The sequence below is a fragment of the Paraburkholderia sediminicola genome (assembly GCF_046026855.1).
Lineage (GTDB): Bacteria > Pseudomonadota > Gammaproteobacteria > Burkholderiales > Burkholderiaceae > Paraburkholderia > Paraburkholderia sediminicola_A.
This window is the reverse complement of sequence record NZ_JAQQET010000006.1, coordinates 52,797-65,638: the sequence shown is the minus strand read 5'-3', so window position 1 is coordinate 65,638 and position 12,842 is coordinate 52,797. Positions and strand designations below refer to the sequence as shown.

The window sequence follows — 12,842 nt, the reverse complement described above, 5'->3', positions numbered from 1 at the left end:
CAAGTTATGCAGCGCCGCCCTCGACCCTGTCAGGGCGGCGTTTTATTTGGCGGCGTGAAAAGTTTTTCCGCCGAGCTTAACGCCCGTAAGGAATACCGGTCGACTGAATCCAGCCCATCCAGTGAGCGAACAGGATGAACAGGAACAGTGAGATCGACAGACCCACCCGCGTGGCGAGCGACCAGACCATCCGCTTGGTTTTGCCCTTGTCATGCATCATGAAATACAGCGCCGACACCATACTGGCGATGATCAGGACGAAGGCGATGGGAACGAGAATGTGCATGGAACCAACTGAAACCAGAAAGCGCAGAGGCAAGACGTTTATTATCGCACCGCGCGTCGGCGTCTGCCGTAGGTTCCAGACGTGGGCGCAAGCGGTGATGCCGGAGTGCGTTCGATGAAGTTCCGCCTCATTCCCGCGCTGCTCATTCTGCTGGTGATCGTGGTGACGGTACGGCTCGGTTTCTGGCAGCGCGACCGCGCACATCAGAAGGAAGCGCTCGAAGCGCACATCACGCAGTTCGAAAACGCGCCCGCGCTGCCCATAAGCGCTACGCCGGTCGCACTGAAGGACATCGAATTCCATCGCGTGAAAGCACGCGGCAGTTTCGTCGCGGATAAAGTTGTCTATCTGGATAATCGCCCGTATAACGATCAGCCGGGCTTTTACGTCGTGATGCCTTTTAAACTGACCGACGGCGGTTATGTGCTGGTCAATCGCGGCTGGCTGCCGCGCAACGTGAACAATCGCGAAACCATCGCGCCGTACGCCACGCCGCAAGGCGAGATCGAAATCGAAGGCATTGCGCGTGCCGATGCCTCGCGTGCTTTCGAATTGGGACAGGGCGGATCGGCCGCACATCAGAAGATCCGTCAGAATCTGGATACGGCGGCCTACGCTGCGGAAACCGGGCTGCCGTTGCAATCGTTCGTGATCCAGCAATTGAGCGACGATGGCGACAAACTGGTGCGCGACTGGCCGGCGCCAACCACCGGCGTCGAAACCAACTACGGCTACATGTTCCAGTGGTGGGGCATGGCGGCCGCGGCGCTGATCTTCGGCCTGTACGCCGCGCGCCGCGCCGCGAAGAAAGAGCACGCCCCGGGCGTGTAACGCATCGCCTGCGGTTTCGTGCCCTGAGTAAGGGGCTCGAAGCCGCGCAATCATTGAAAGAGGTCCTGTAGTGTCGACGCAATCTCCCCGTTCGCCGCAAGCCGGCAAACCCGCAGCTTCGAAAGTGATGCCTGGTCAACCCAATGGCGAGGGATCGTGGAAGCGTGGCCGCTGGATGCTCCTGTTGCTGGCGGTCATCTGCGCCGCGCCGATCGTCGTATCGTATTTCGTTTACTACGTGGTCAAGCCGACCGGCGGCAGCACGAGCTACGGCACGCTGGTTGAACCGCAGCGGCCGATTCCCGATTCGCTCGTCGTCACGGGTGAAGATGGCAAGCCGATCAAGCTCGCGTCGCTACGCGGCCGCTGGCTGCTGATCTCCGTCGACAACAGCGCATGCGACAAAGCCTGCGCCACCAAGCTGTACTTCATGCGACAAATCCGCGCAGCTCAAGGCCCGGAACGCGAGCGCGTCGTCGAAGTGTGGCTGCGCACCGATGCAGGCAACGTGTCCGACGTGATACAAAAGGCCTACCCCGACACCAACATGCTGATCGCCAATCCGGCGCAGGTGTCCGCATGGCTGCCGACCGACACCGGCACCCAACTCACCGACCACATCTATATGGTCGATCCGAACGGCAATCTGATGATGCGTTTCCCGAAAGATCCGAACCCCAGCAAGATCAAGGGTGACGTGACCAAGCTGCTCAAATGGTCGAGCATCGGCTGATGCCGCAACAAGGGTAAGAAAGATGTTCGTATTGCAACTGGCCTTGATCGGCTTGTGTATCGCGTTGTTGCCGCTCTCCTATGTATGGGTCAAGGCCGACGACAACAAATTCCGCAAGCTGGTGTGGCTCACCACTTTCCTGACGCTGGACCTGGTGATGTTCGGCGGCTTCACGCGTCTCACCGATTCCGGTCTCGGTTGCCCGGACTGGCCTGGTTGCTATGGCACGTCGTCGCCGTTCATCGCTCACGCCGCGATCACCGCGGCGCATCAGTTGATGCCGACCGGTCCGGTCAGCATGACCAAGGCCTGGATCGAGATGATTCACCGTTACTTCGCGATGGCGATCGGCGTGCTGATCATTGCGCAGACGGTGATTGCGTGGACTGCACGTATCAAGCGCCGTCCACTGCATGTGTCGCCATGGTGGCCGACTTCGCTGCTGCTGCTGATTCTCGTGCAGGGCGCATTCGGCGCGTGGACCGTGACCATGAAGTTGCAACCGATCATCGTGACAACCCATTTGTTGCTCGGCCTCGCGTTGCTTGGCACGCTCGGCTGGCTGGCCGCACGCCAAACGCCGCTGCCGGCTTATGAGCCCGAAGCCGCGCGTTGGCGCGCGGCGGCGATCGCCGGTCTCGTGCTGCTTGTCGTGCAAATCGCATTGGGCGGTTGGGTCAGCACCAACTACGCGGTGCTCGCCTGCACGGACTTCCCGACCTGCAACGGCCAATGGGTCCCGCCGATGGACTTCGCGCACGGCTTTCACCTGTGGCGCGCCCTCGGCATGACCGGCGACGGCGACATGATTACGCAAGATGCGCTGGTCGCGATTCACTGGACGCACCGCACCTTCGCGATCGTCGTGGTCGCCTATCTGGTCTGGTTTGCGCTGAAACTGCGCAGATTCGAGTCATTGCGGCGGCCGGCGAACGGCGTGTTGCTGGTGGTGCTGATCCAGTTCATTACCGGCCTGTCGAACATCGTCCTGCAATGGCCGTTGCCCATTGCGGTCGCGCATAACGGGGGAGCCGCGATCCTGCTGCTTCTGCTCGTTATGTTAAACTTTCGGATCGCTTATAGCCGTCCCGGCCGCGCCGTGTTGCCTGCGCGCGATGCCGCGCCAGCGTGACCCCACATGGACAGCACAACTCTCTCCCAAACGCCCGGTAGCCGGGTCTCCCAGTACATCGCCCTGACGAAGCCGCGTGTCACGCAGCTCGCTGTGTTTTGCGCAGTCATCGGCATGTTTCTGTCGACGCCTGGCATGGTGCCGTGGACCGTCCTGATCGGCGGCACGGTTGGCATCTGGCTGTTGGCCGGTGCGGCGTTCGCCATCAATTGCCTGATGGAACAGAAGATCGACGCGAAGATGCGTCGTACCTCGTGGCGGCCGTCCGCGCGCGGCGAAATCACTACTCCCCAAATCCTGCTGTTTTCGGCCGTGCTCGGCGGACTCGGCATGTGGACGCTTTACACGTTCGCCAATCCGCTGACCATGTGGCTCACGCTCGCCACCTTCGTCGGCTATGCAGTTATCTATACGCTGCTGTTGAAGCCCGCCACGCCGCAGAACATCGTAATCGGCGGGGCGTCGGGTGCGATGCCGCCGGCGCTCGGTTGGGCCGCCGTCACCGGTCACTTGCCGGGCGACGCGTGGATTCTCGTGCTGATCATTTTCGTGTGGACGCCGCCACATTTCTGGGCGCTCGCACTGTATCGCCGCAAAGACTACGAAAATGCCGGTCTGCCGATGCTGCCGAATACGCACGGCGAAAAGTACACGCGCCTGCATATTCTGCTGTACACCGTGATCCTGTTCGCAGTCACGATGATGCCGTTCATCTCCGGCATGAGCGGCGTGGTGTACCTCGCGGCGGCTGTGTTGCTCGGCGCCGTGTTCCTCGCGTATGCGTGGAGGATCTATCGGGAATATTCCGACGACCTGGCACGCAAGACCTTCCGTTACTCGATCGTTTATCTGTCGCTGCTGTTCGCCGCGCTGTTGATCGACCACTATGCGCGCGTCGTGATCGGCGCGTAACACCCATGCTTACACAACGCTTTGTGCGCGCGGCGCGTGTCGCCGCGCGTGTCACCCTGATCGCTTGCGCACTCGGCGGCGCGTTGCTGGTGGCGGGCTGCGGCAAGCAGCCGCCGGCGTTCCAGAACCTCGACATTACCGGCAACACGCAATTCGGGAGCAACTTCTCGCTGCCCGATACGTCCGGCAAAGTCCGCACGATGGCGGACTACAAGGGCAAGGTAGTGGTGCTGTTCTTCGGCTACACACACTGCCCGGATGTCTGCCCGACCACCATGGCCGAGCTCTCGCAGGCGCTCCAGCAACTCGGTCCGGAAGACGCGAAACGCGTTCAGGTACTGTTCGTCACCGTCGATCCCGACCGCGACACGCCAGCCCTGCTCGCGCAATACGTGCCGGCGTTCAACCCGACGTTCGTCGGCTTGCGTCCGGCGGACCAGGCGCAGCTCACCAAGATCACGAAAGACTTCCGCGTCTACTACGCGAAAGTGCCGGGCAAGACGCCTGATAGCTACACGATGGACCACACGGCCGCGAGCTATGTGTTCGACCCGGACGGCAAGTTGCGGCTGTTCGCGCGCGATGGCCAGGGCGCCACGCCGTGGGTGCACGATATCAAGCTGCTGCTCGATTGATGTAGCGATGCAACGGGCGTGTGCGTTTGCCGCGCGCCCGTATTCAATTTCCCTCGCTGCAATCCTCAAGCCGGCATCGGCAAATTCATTCCCGGCGCTAGCCGCGTTGCCTTGAACTCCGTTACCTCGTAACGCGCGAGCTTCTGTTCGGCGAACGGGTCGCTGGCGAGAATCTCATCCAGCTTATCGCGCTCGATGCGCACCGCCAGAATGATGCCGCCGTCGCGCGGCACTTTCGGCCCGGCCGCGACGAATACGCCTGCTTCGAACTGTTTGGTCAGAAACGCGCGGTGTGCTTCCAGCGTATCGTCGACGCGTTCGAGCGATGCGGTGTAGGTGAGATTGATGACGTACATGGGCGTTCTCGTAAGCGAGTGAATGGGCCACCAGGGTTCGCGGCGTTGGCCTTCAATTATCGGTCACCAGATGATTCGTTGCGCACGGTCAACGTCGGTAAATCTCTCTGCGCGCGGTTGCAGAGGTATAACCATATGCGATCGTGATATTTCACATCTCGCCGGGCATATGAGACCATTTACGGTCCAGTTGGCGGCGCGTTCACAAGACGTTTGCTACCGGCTTCCACCCGAATCTGACATCGATCAGAAAAAGAGAGAATCACATGCAGCGCAGAAACATCCTTAAAGCCCTCTCGGCCGTAGTCGCCAGCGCGGCGATCGTCACCAGCTTCGGCGCACATGCCGACGACAAGGTCATCAAAGTCGGCACCATCGGCGGCCCGGATGCGCAAATCTGGGAAGTCGTCACGAAAGTGGCGAAACGCGAAGGCCTGAACGTGAAGGTCATCGAATTCAACGACTATGTGCAGCCAAACGCAGCACTGGACGCGGGTGACCTGGACGCCAATAGCTTCCAGCATCAGCCGTACCTTGATAGCCAGGTCAAGCAGCGTGGCTACAAGATCGTCAATGCCGGTCTGACGTACATTTCGCCGCTCGGCATCTATTCGAAGAAGCTGAAGTCGCTGAAGGATCTGGCGCCAGGCGCGAAGATCGCGGTGCCGAACGACCCGTCGAACGAGAATCGCGCGCTGTTGCTATTGCAGGCGCAAGGCGTGATCAAGCTGAAGGCCGGCGCGGGCACGAACGGCAATAACGCAACGCCGCTCGACGTCGCCGAGAATCCGAAGCAGATCAAGCTGCTCGAACTCGACGCAGCACAACTGCCGCGCTCGCTGTCGGATGTCGACGCTGCCGCGATCAACACGAACTTCGCGCTGGCCGCCGGTCTGCAGCCGACCAAAGATGCGATCGCGCTCGAAGATATCCGCAGCCCGTACGCGAATCTGATCGCCGTGCGCGCGCAAGATAAGGACAAGCCGTGGGTCAAGAAGCTGGTTGCGGCTTACCAGTCGGAAGACGTGCGCCAGTTCATCAAGACGCAGTTCAAGGGTTCGGTAGTGCCGTCGTTCTAGGCGATCGATCCTCCAACTCCAGCTCCCATCGCTCGATCGTCAGATCCTTGCCGAAGCGCTGCTCCGCTGTCGTGCAGGCGAGCTGGAAGCCGGCGCGTTCGCATAGCCGTCGCGGCTCTTCGAGCGTGCTGGCAGTGGTCAGCGTGAGTTTGGTGTATCCCGCGCGTCTGGCGAACCGCACGCATTCGCTCATCAACTGCGTGCCGATGCCAAGACGCTGGACGTCCGGTTCGACCCACAACAGCCGCACGCCGGCTACCGTCGTCGACACCCCGACAATGCACACCGAGCCGACCACCATACCCTCCTGATCGGCGACCCAGCACATCTCGCGCACCGGGTCCCTGCGTTGCGCGTAATCGGCGACGACGCGCGCAAGCACACCTTCGAACGATTGATCCCAGCCGTATTGCGCGGCAAACCACTGCGCCTGCCGATGCACGAGCCAGCCGCACTCGCCGGCGCGCGGTTGCCGAAGGATCACGAGTTCGTGCTGCGGCTTGCTGTCGAGCAGCCGCTCGATCACCTTCATCGCGGCGATCAACTGTTCCTGGGAGAGTGTCGTGAGGCTGTTCAGCAACGCCGACACTTCTTCGATCGCAGCCTTGTCGAGCGGGGCGTAGGCGGCGTGGCCGTTGTCGGTGAGGGCGATCAGCGACTGGCGCGCGTCCGTGTCGGACGGGCGCCGCGTAATCAGATTGCGTCGTTCGAAGCTGGTCAGAAGGCGGCTGAGGTAGCCGCTGTCGAGGCCGAGGTTGCGTCCGAGCACCGAGGCCGTCTGCGCGCGTCCGCGAGACAGTTCATGCAGAACACGCACTTCCGTCAGCGAGAAGGCGCTCTTTGCCAAATGCTCATGTAGCGCGCCAATGTGCTGGGTATAGAAGCGGTTGAAATGGCGGACGGCCTGAGCGCGCCGCAGCGCCTCGGAATCGGTCAAATGCTGCTCCCCGGGGAATTTTATGGCTTCCTAGCCAGCACTATATTGGAACGTATCTCATTAAAAAAGCCGTACGGCGACGAGACATATTCGACTGGTATCAGAAAGGTATTGATTCTCGCAAGCCCACTCGAGCAATGAGGACCAGTGCGGACCGTATGGATGCCCGCCGGTATGCCGGATAGGGGTAAATCCCGATCCCTGAAATCAGCCCTCCAACGCCCGTAAACCACCTTCTGAGGCTTACCCAGCAAGGCTTTTCACGAGATCATACCAGCATGGTACCAATCAATTGACTGGTATTATGTTGGTTATATAATGGGCTCTCATTTTCGTAGGCCGCATTCTTCGAGACGACCGCCGGAGCCCCATGGAAACTCGCTGGTCCGCACTGATGCCTGACGCTCGCAACGTCACGCCGCTCTATCTGCAGCTTGCGCGCAATCTGGCGACGGCAATCCACTGCGGCGTGTGGTCGGCGGGTGAGGCGCTGCCTTCGGAGCGCACGCTCTCTGATGCGATCGGCGTGTCGCGCATTACCGCGCGCAAAGCGATCGAGCTGCTGGTCGAGCAGGGTCTGATCCGGCGGGCGCGAGGCGCGGGCAGCTTCATCACGCCGCGCGTAGAAGATCCGCTGTCGCGGCTTACCGGCTTCACGAAAAAGATGCAGCAACGCGGTTTCCGAGCGGATTCGGTATGGCTTGAGCGCGATATCCGCGCCGCCAACCGTGACGAACTGGTGCACCTTGGCCTGTCGCCCGGCGCGGCGGTGACGAGTCTGCGGCGACTGCGGCGCGCGGACGGCATCGTGATGGCGGTCGAGCATTCGGCGCTGCCGGCGGCGATCGTGCCCGATCCGCAGGCCATCGGCGTCTCGCTTTACAGCTACCTCGAACAACGTGGCGCCGCCGTCGTGCGCGCCTTGCAGCACTTTCGCGCGGTCAACGCTTCGAGCGAGATCGCTTCGTTGATGGATATCGAACCCCGCTCGGCGCTGCTGGTCATTACCCGTATCGGGTATAGCGCGGACCAGCGTGCGATCGAACTGACCGACACCTATTGCCGCGACGATTACTACGACTTTGTCGCTGAATTGCGCACCTGAATAGCGTGCCTGATTGGCACATCTGAGCAGGCCGCGCGGCCCGCCGTCACGTGCGGCGCCACCGCACGCAATTCAGTCACACCCCGCATTACGCCTCACCAGAGAGAATCATGCTGACCGGAAACATACTCACCACCGATGGGTGGATTCACGGCACGCTCGAATATGAAAACGGCCGCATCACGGCACTGACCGGCGAACGCGCCGATCCGTCGAAGAACGACGCGCCGTACATCCTGCCCGGCTTCATCGATCTGCACGTGCATGGGGGCGGTGGCTCCGACGTGATGGAAGGCGATGATGCGATCGAAACCATCACCCGCACGCATGCGCGTTACGGCACGACCAGTCTGCTCGCCACCACGATGACCGCACCGCGCGACGAACTGATGAGCGTCGTCGCGGGTCTGGGCAACAACGCCCGCATTCGCACACCAGGTGGTTCGCGCGTGCTCGGCGTCCATCTGGAAGGTCCGTATATCAACCCTGGCAAGCTCGGCGCGCAGCCGGACGCCGCCGTATCGGCGGTCATGGACGAAGTACTGAAGTATCTGTCGATCGCACCGATCCGCGTGGTCACACTGGCGCCGGAAATCGCCGGCCACATGGAGATCATCTCCGAGATGGCGGCGCGCGGCGTGCGCGTGCAACTCGGCCATTCGCTCGGCACTTACGACGACGCCGTCGCCGCACTCAAGCACGGTGCTTGCGGCTTCACGCATCTTTTCAACGCGATGTCGCCGCTGCATCACCGCAATCCCGGTCTCGTCGGCGCCGCGCTCGCGCACGCCGAATTCGCCGAAATCATTCCCGACTTGCTGCACGTCCATCCGGGCGCGATCCGCGCCGCGTTGCGCGCGATTCCGCGCCTCTATGTGGTGACGGACAGCACCTCGGCTACCGGCATGCCCGACGGTGAGTACCGCCTCGGCAGCCAGCATGTGACGAAGTGCCTCGGCGGCGTGCGTCTTGCCGACGGCACGCTCGCCGGCAGCACCCTGACCATGGATCAGGCGCTGCGCAATCTCGTATCGATCGGTTTGCCGATCGCCGATGTTTCAAACCGTTTGTCGCGCTACGCCGCCGACTACCTCGGCATCGAAGACCGCGGCCGTATTGCGCGCGGTGCGTGGGCCGATGTGGTCGTGTTCGATCGTGAACTGGCGTTGACCGCGACTTACGTCGAAGGAGAAGCAATTGTCGAATATGCTTAAAGAGGCGCTGGCGTCCGCTGAAACGGTCGCCGCGCAACTCACGGATACCTCGCGCGTCGAGGCGTTGGCGGCGAAGCTCGCCCAGCAGCCGCGCCATGTCGCGCTGACGGTCGCGCGCGGCAGCTCGGACCATGCAGCGAGTTACTTCGCAAGCCTGACGATGAGCCGCCTCGGCGTGCCGGTCGCCTCGCTGCCGATGTCGGTTGCGACGCTCCAGCAAGCGCCGCTGCAGGTGCGCGGTCAGCTCGCGCTGGCGTTCTCGCAATCGGGCAAGAGTCCTGATCTGGTTGGCACGATGGAAGCGTTGCGCAATGCCGGCGCGTTGACGGTGGCCGCAGTGAATGCACCGAGTTCGCCGCTGGCGGACGCATGCGAATTTCACCTGCCGCTCGTCGCGGGTCCGGAACTGAGTGTCGCGGCCACCAAGAGCTACATTGCGATGCTGTCGATTTCCGCGCAACTGGTCGCGCACTGGCAGAAAGACAATGCGCTGCTCGGCGCGTTGAACACGCTGCCCGAGGCGCTGCACGTCGCGGGCAAGCTGGACTGGTCGAAAGCGGTGGACGAATTGCGTGGCATCGAACGCATGATCGTGATCGGCCGCGGTCTGGGCCTCGCGATCGCGCAGGAAGCCGCGCTGAAATTGAAGGAAACCTCCGGCATCCAGGCCGAAGCGTTTTCGAGCGCGGAAGTGCGGCACGGTCCGATGGAATTGATCGATCGCGACTACCCGCTACTGGTCTTTGCACCGCGCGGTCCGGAGCAGGCCGGCTTGCTGCAACTCGCGCGCGACATGCAGGCACGCGGCGCCCGCGTGCTGCTCGCCGCGCCGGACGACGTGCCCGAAGCGAGCTTGCCGCTCGCCACTACCGCTCATGCGGCGCTCGACCCGATCGCCGCGATCCTGTCCTTTTACGTGATGGCCGCCGGCCTTGCCGCCGCACGCGGGCGCAATCCTGACGCGCCACGCCATCTCAACAAAGTCACCGAAACTCACTGACGAGAAATCAGATGCGACGTGTCGAGGAGTCCCGCTTGATGAGCCATTCTGCAGGCCATATTGTTTTGCTCGCGCCGATGACCGGTCCGGTCGTGCCGCTGGCGAATGTGCCCGACCCTGTGTTTTCGGGCGGCATGTTCGGCGACGGCATCGGCATCGATCCGATCGAGGGGCGACTCGTCGCGCCGTGCGACGGCATCATCACCCATCTCGCGCGTACCGGTCACGCGGTCACGCTCGCGACGGCCGAGGGCGTGGAGATTCTGCTGCACATCGGCATCGATACGGTCGAGTTGAATGGCAAGGGCTTTGCGCCGATGGTCGCGCAAGGCGCACAGGTGCGCACTGGCGACGTCCTGATCGAGTTCGATCAGGATCAGGTCGCGCTGAATGCGCCGAGTCTCGTCTCGGTGATTGCGATTGCCAATTCGGACGCGTTCGAGATTGTCGAGCGTGCGCCGGGCGGCATGCTGAAGGCAGGCGAAACGCCTTTGCTGGTGCTCCGCGCTCGCGATGGCGATGCGGCGCATGCATCGCGGCAGGCGAGTGCTACCAACGTAACCGAAGAATCCCGTCAGCAAGTCACGTTGGTTCACGCCGGTGGTTTGCATGCGCGGCCAGCCGCGCGCGCTCGTGAAGCTGCGCGTGGTTTCGATGCGCGCGTCGAAGTGCGTTATGAAGGGCGCAAGGCGGCGATCGAAAGCGTGGTCGGTTTGCTCGGTCTCGGCGCTGGTGAAGGTGCGACTGTCGAGTTGCTCGGTGTCGGCCCGCAAGCCAAAGCCGCGATCGAGGCCATCGCTCACGAATTGACACGTGAAGCGCACGGTGAAGTCGAAGAAAAGCCGGCGCGGCAAAGCTCGCCGGCGCCGCAAGCAGTTGCGCGCGCTGTGGGCGAAGCGCTTGCGCCGAATACGCTCGCGGGTGTGTGTGCGTCGCCAGGCGTCGCGGTCGGTAAGCTGGTGCGCTGGGACGATGCGGACATCGATCCGCCAGAAAAGGCGAATGGCACGTCGGCGGCTGAAAGCCGTCTGCTCGACAAGGCGATTGCCACCGTCGACGCCGACCTCGGTACGACAGTGCGCGATGCGTCGCAACGCGGCGCGGTGGGTGAGGCGGGCATTTTCGCGGTGCATCGCGTACTGCTCGAAGATCCCACGCTCGTCGACGCCGCGCGCGATCTGATCAGCCTCGGCAAGAGCGCCGGCTTTGCATGGCGCGAAGCGATCCGCGCACAGATCGCCATCCTGATGAATATCGAAGATGCGTTGCTCGCCGAACGTGCCGCCGATCTGCGCGACATCGAAAAGCGCGTATTGCGCGCGCTCGGTTATACGAATGCCGCGGCCCGCACGCTGCCGGAAGAAGCGGTGCTGGCGGCCGAAGAGTTCACGCCGTCGGATCTCTCGTCGCTGGATCGCACGCGCGTCACTGCACTCGTGATGGCGCGTGGCGGTGCCACTTCGCATGCGGCGATTCTCGCGCGGCAAGCGGGCATTCCGGCGCTGGTGGCAGTCGGCGATACCTTGCTCGCGATTCCGGAAGGCACGCAGGTCGTGGTGAACGCTACCACCGGGCGTCTCGAATTTGCTCCGACCGATCTCGATGTCGAACGTGCGCGTCTTGAGCGTAGCCGCCTTGCAGGCGTGCGCGAAGCGAACCGACGCACGTCGCAACAGGTGGCGGTGACTTCCGATGGCCGTGCGATCGAAGTCGCCGCGAACATTGCCACGCTCGACGACGCGAAAACCGCCGTCGACAACGGCGCCGATTCCGTCGGCTTGCTGCGCACCGAACTGCTGTTCATTCACCGCGCTGCGGCGCCGACCACCGACGAACACCGTCAGAGCTATCAGGCCATCGTCGACGCACTGAATGGCCGCACGGCGATCATTCGTACGCTCGACGTCGGCGCAGACAAGGAAGTCGATTACCTGACATTGCCGCCCGAACCGAATCCTGCGCTCGGCCTGCGTGGCATCCGCCTCGCACAGGTGCGCCCGGATCTGCTCGACGATCAATTGCGCGGTCTGCTGGCTGTGCAACCGCTCGGCGCCGTACGGATCCTGCTGCCGATGGTCACGGATGTCGGTGAATTGATCCGCATCCGCAAACGCATCGACGAATTCGCCCTTGAATCGGGCCGGACCGAACCGATCGAAGTCGGCGTGATGATCGAAGTGCCATCGGCTGCGTTGCTCGCCGATCAACTGTCGCAACACGCGGATTTTCTGTCGATCGGCACCAACGATCTGACGCAATACACACTTGCCATGGACCGTTGCCAGGCCGATCTCGCGGCCCAAGCGGACGGCTTGCACCCGGCCGTGCTGCGCCTGATCGCGGCGACCGTGCAGGGCGCGAACAAGCACGGCAAATGGGTCGGCGTATGCGGCGCACTGGCCGGTGATCCGGTCGCAATGCCGTTGCTCGTCGGCCTCGGCGTGACCGAGCTCTCGGTGGATCCGGTGTCGGTGCCGGGCATCAAGGCGCGAGTGCGCAACCTCGATTATCAACTGTGCCGCCAACGCGCCCAGGATGCCCTGGCGCTGGAGTCGGCGCAGGCGGTAAGAGCAGTGAGCCGCGAAACCTGGCCTTTGGACTGAACCCCACACAGTTCGCAAC

At 62.6% G+C, this 12,842-nt stretch carries 13 protein-coding genes; 10 read left to right on the top strand and 3 right to left on the bottom strand.

All coding sequences use genetic code 11. The annotated features are described in order from the left end of the window. Positions 1 to 76: 76 nt before the first annotated feature. The gene (locus PQR40_RS08430) at positions 77 to 286 is read right to left on the bottom strand and encodes a twin transmembrane helix small protein (RefSeq protein ID WP_007179452.1); all 210 of its coding nucleotides are present in this window, start codon (positions 284 to 286) and stop codon (positions 77 to 79) included. A gap of 114 nt (positions 287 to 400) precedes the next feature. On the opposite strand from PQR40_RS08430, the gene PQR40_RS08425 reads away from it, so the two are divergent. The 5 genes from PQR40_RS08425 (at position 401) to PQR40_RS08405 (ending at position 4,529) form a co-directional block, all read left to right on the top strand. After that, a complete protein-coding gene (locus PQR40_RS08425) occupies positions 401 to 1,117 on the top strand; it encodes an SURF1 family protein (protein ID WP_408388182.1) in 717 nt (238 codons plus the stop codon). A 70-nt stretch (positions 1,118 to 1,187) separates the two neighbouring features. Beyond that, positions 1,188 to 1,850: an SCO family protein gene (locus PQR40_RS08420; RefSeq protein WP_408231869.1), complete on the top strand. Its 663-nt coding sequence runs from the start codon at positions 1,188 to 1,190 to the stop codon at positions 1,848 to 1,850. 22 nt (positions 1,851 to 1,872) lie between these two features. Then, positions 1,873 to 2,982 carry a COX15/CtaA family protein gene (locus tag PQR40_RS08415; RefSeq protein ID WP_408388185.1) on the top strand — a complete coding sequence of 370 codons (1,110 nt, stop codon included), beginning with the start codon at positions 1,873 to 1,875 and terminating at the stop codon, positions 2,980 to 2,982. A gap of 6 nt (positions 2,983 to 2,988) precedes the next feature. Then, positions 2,989 to 3,894, top strand: a complete 906-nt coding sequence (gene cyoE / locus PQR40_RS08410) for a heme o synthase (protein WP_408231875.1) — start codon at positions 2,989 to 2,991, stop codon at positions 3,892 to 3,894. 5 nt (positions 3,895 to 3,899) lie between these two features. Then, on the top strand, positions 3,900 to 4,529 hold the full coding sequence (locus PQR40_RS08405) for an SCO family protein (RefSeq protein ID WP_408508760.1): 630 nt from the start codon (positions 3,900 to 3,902) through the stop codon (positions 4,527 to 4,529). 65 nt (positions 4,530 to 4,594) lie between these two features. Here the strand turns inward: PQR40_RS08405 and PQR40_RS08400 are convergent, their stop codons facing one another. Continuing rightward, positions 4,595 to 4,885 carry a YciI family protein gene (locus PQR40_RS08400; protein ID WP_408231881.1) on the bottom strand — a complete coding sequence of 97 codons (291 nt, stop codon included), beginning with the start codon at positions 4,883 to 4,885 and terminating at the stop codon, positions 4,595 to 4,597. 266 nt (positions 4,886 to 5,151) lie between these two features. Between PQR40_RS08400 and PQR40_RS08395 the strand changes: the two genes are divergently transcribed. Beyond that, on the top strand, positions 5,152 to 5,964 hold the full coding sequence (locus tag PQR40_RS08395; protein ID WP_408508759.1) for a MetQ/NlpA family ABC transporter substrate-binding protein: 813 nt from the start codon (positions 5,152 to 5,154) through the stop codon (positions 5,962 to 5,964). Here PQR40_RS08395 and PQR40_RS08390 read toward each other — a convergent pair. Next, positions 5,936 to 6,901 carry a bifunctional helix-turn-helix transcriptional regulator/GNAT family N-acetyltransferase gene (locus PQR40_RS08390; RefSeq protein ID WP_408484320.1) on the bottom strand — a complete coding sequence of 322 codons (966 nt, stop codon included), beginning with the start codon at positions 6,899 to 6,901 and terminating at the stop codon, positions 5,936 to 5,938. The two genes, PQR40_RS08395 and PQR40_RS08390, sit on opposite strands and share 29 nt — an antisense overlap. Positions 6,902 to 7,271: 370 nt before the next feature. On the opposite strand from PQR40_RS08390, the gene PQR40_RS08385 reads away from it, so the two are divergent. The 4 genes from PQR40_RS08385 (at position 7,272) to ptsP (ending at position 12,823) form a co-directional block, all read left to right on the top strand. Beyond that, complete coding sequence (locus PQR40_RS08385; protein WP_408231890.1) at positions 7,272 to 8,006, top strand: GntR family transcriptional regulator; 735 nt, start codon at positions 7,272 to 7,274, stop codon at positions 8,004 to 8,006. Between the two features lie 110 nt (positions 8,007 to 8,116). Next, a complete protein-coding gene (nagA, locus tag PQR40_RS08380; RefSeq protein WP_325046262.1) occupies positions 8,117 to 9,220 on the top strand; it encodes an N-acetylglucosamine-6-phosphate deacetylase in 1,104 nt (367 codons plus the stop codon). Further along, positions 9,213 to 10,220 (top strand): SIS domain-containing protein, encoded by a 1,008-nt coding sequence (locus PQR40_RS08375; RefSeq protein WP_408484338.1) that lies wholly within the window; start codon positions 9,213 to 9,215, stop codon positions 10,218 to 10,220. The genes nagA and PQR40_RS08375 overlap by 8 nt, the downstream gene beginning before the upstream one ends. Before the next feature lie 38 nt (positions 10,221 to 10,258). Beyond that, complete coding sequence (gene ptsP, locus PQR40_RS08370; protein WP_408508758.1) at positions 10,259 to 12,823, top strand: phosphoenolpyruvate--protein phosphotransferase; 2,565 nt, start codon at positions 10,259 to 10,261, stop codon at positions 12,821 to 12,823. The last annotated feature ends 19 nt before the right edge of the window (positions 12,824 to 12,842 follow it).

Excerpts from the sequence above, each read along its gene's own strand:
- PQR40_RS08430 (WP_007179452.1), bottom strand. The coding sequence starts at position 286 with ATGCACATTCTCGTTCCCATCGCCTTCGTCCTGATCATCGCCAGTATG.
- PQR40_RS08425 (WP_408388182.1), top strand. The coding sequence starts at position 401 with ATGAAGTTCCGCCTCATTCCCGCGCTGCTCATTCTGCTGGTGATCGTG.
- PQR40_RS08415 (WP_408388185.1), top strand. The coding sequence starts at position 1,873 with ATGTTCGTATTGCAACTGGCCTTGATCGGCTTGTGTATCGCGTTGTTG.
- cyoE (WP_408231875.1), top strand. The coding sequence starts at position 2,989 with ATGGACAGCACAACTCTCTCCCAAACGCCCGGTAGCCGGGTCTCCCAG.
- PQR40_RS08405 (WP_408508760.1), top strand. The coding sequence starts at position 3,900 with ATGCTTACACAACGCTTTGTGCGCGCGGCGCGTGTCGCCGCGCGTGTC.
- PQR40_RS08400 (WP_408231881.1), bottom strand. The coding sequence starts at position 4,885 with ATGTACGTCATCAATCTCACCTACACCGCATCGCTCGAACGCGTCGAC.
- PQR40_RS08395 (WP_408508759.1), top strand. The coding sequence starts at position 5,152 with ATGCAGCGCAGAAACATCCTTAAAGCCCTCTCGGCCGTAGTCGCCAGC.
- PQR40_RS08385 (WP_408231890.1), top strand. The coding sequence starts at position 7,272 with ATGGAAACTCGCTGGTCCGCACTGATGCCTGACGCTCGCAACGTCACG.
- nagA (WP_325046262.1), top strand. The coding sequence starts at position 8,117 with ATGCTGACCGGAAACATACTCACCACCGATGGGTGGATTCACGGCACG.
- PQR40_RS08375 (WP_408484338.1), top strand. The coding sequence starts at position 9,213 with ATGCTTAAAGAGGCGCTGGCGTCCGCTGAAACGGTCGCCGCGCAACTC.
- ptsP (WP_408508758.1), top strand. The coding sequence starts at position 10,259 with ATGAGCCATTCTGCAGGCCATATTGTTTTGCTCGCGCCGATGACCGGT.